The organism is Microbacterium sp. Bi128, assembly GCF_918698205.1.
On the sequence record NZ_CAKKMM010001166.1, the window covers coordinates 1 to 1,626 of the forward strand.

Genomic DNA, 1,626 nt, shown 5'->3' on the forward strand with positions numbered 1-1,626 from the left:
GCTGCGGGTCAGTCGGGTTAAGGCCTAGGCCGGGTCGGAGACGACGAGCGTTTCCGAGCCCTGGACATGGGCCTTGCCGCTCTCGAGCAGCGGTTCGACGACGGTGCGCAGGGCGGTCATTGCGTCGTCCAGTTCGAGCATCACCGGGTGCTGGTAAGCGATCAGGGCCAACAGGTCCCGGACGGCGGCCTTGGCCTCGTCCGCGCCAAGCTTGGGCTCGTGGCCGAGGAACACCTCAGTTGGCTCAGTGGTCGAGGCCGCACCGGCCGCGCCGGCATCGGCGCCGCCGTCGGCTCCCGGAATTCCCTGGGCGTAGCTGATGGCGAACCCCTCCAGCCGGCCCTTGCGGCTGGCCGCGATGCCGTGTCCGAAGGCGCTGGCCTTGGGCGCCCGCAGCACGATCGCTCCGTGGGCGCCGCTGAGATCATCCAGGAACAGGCGCTGCACCGCGGCGACGCTCAGCTCCCCCGGGCTGTCCCAGCCGTGCACGGCGGTGTAGTAGCGTCCCACGACGTCGCTGAGCTCCACCGAGCCCGTGGCCAGGTCTTCGATCTGGTCGGTGGCCGCGGACTCCGAACCGTCGCCGAACACCGGCAGCTTGAGCGGAGCCGGGTCAACGACGACGAGGCGGGAACGTTGGATCGGGGCCAGGCCCGCGGCCTCGGCAAACGCAGCACCGGGGGTTCCCGGCTCCACTTTGCAGCGCAGTCTGGACACGCCCGACGGCGCCTGGGCGGCCTCGTGCCGCAGCATGGTCAGCAACGTAGACCCGAGGCCGGCGCGGCGGTGGTCCCGGGCGACCTCGACATACGCCCAGAGCCGTTCAGGGTGCAGCGAAGCCTCGTGGACCACGGCGGCCGCCACCGGAATGGCGACACCGTCCACAACGTCCTCGGCCACGATGCAGCGGCGCCACGGGGAATTGCCCGAGGGCGACAGCGTCCCGCGGAACTGTCCGGCCTGGACGGTCTCAGGACCGCCCCAGATTTCCAGCAGCGCGAGGTCGTCGCCTTCCCGCCATTCCCGGTATGCGATGGCCATGATCAGGCGCCAATCAGCCGTGCGGCCAGGTAACCCTCCACCTTGTCCAGGGAGACGCGTTCCTGGCTCATGGTGTCGCGTTCGCGGATGGTGACGGCCTGGTCCTCGAGCGTGTCGAAGTCCACGGTGATGCAGAACGGGGTGCCGATCTCGTCCTGCCGGCGGTAGCGGCGGCCGATGGCGCCGGCGTCGTCGAACTCGATATTCCAGCTCTTGCGCAGCTGCGCTGCGAGGTCCTTGGCCTTCGGGGACAGATCCTCGTTGCGGCTCAGCGGCAGCACGGCCGCCTTCACCGGCGCCAGGCGCGGATCGAGCTTGAGCACGGTGCGGATGTCCACCCCGCCCTTGGCGTTGGGGGCCTCGTCCTCGGTGTAGGCATCGATCATGAAGGCCATGAACGAACGGGTGAGGCCGGCCGCGGGCTCGATCACATACGGGGTGTAGCGTTCGTTGGTGGCCTGGTTGAAGTAGCTCAGGTCCGCGCCGGAGGCCTTGGCGTGGGTGGAGAGGTCAAAGTCGGTGCGGTTGGCGATGCCCTCGAGCTCGCCCCACTCCGAGCCCTGGAATCCGAAACGGTATTCGATG

2 protein-coding genes are annotated in these 1,626 nt (G+C 69.2%); both read right to left on the reverse strand.

Annotated features, from left to right (window positions below; genetic code table 11):
* Positions 1-24 precede the first annotated feature (24 nt).
* The gene (locus tag LQV45_RS30875; protein ID WP_230011102.1) at positions 25-1,041 is read right to left on the reverse strand and encodes a GNAT family N-acetyltransferase; all 1,017 of its coding nucleotides are present in this window, start codon (positions 1,039-1,041) and stop codon (positions 25-27) included.
* 2 nt (positions 1,042-1,043) lie between these two features.
* Positions 1,044-1,626 (reverse strand): His/Gly/Thr/Pro-type tRNA ligase C-terminal domain-containing protein (locus LQV45_RS30880; RefSeq protein WP_253074599.1); only part of this gene is annotated, 583 nt, incomplete at its 5' end.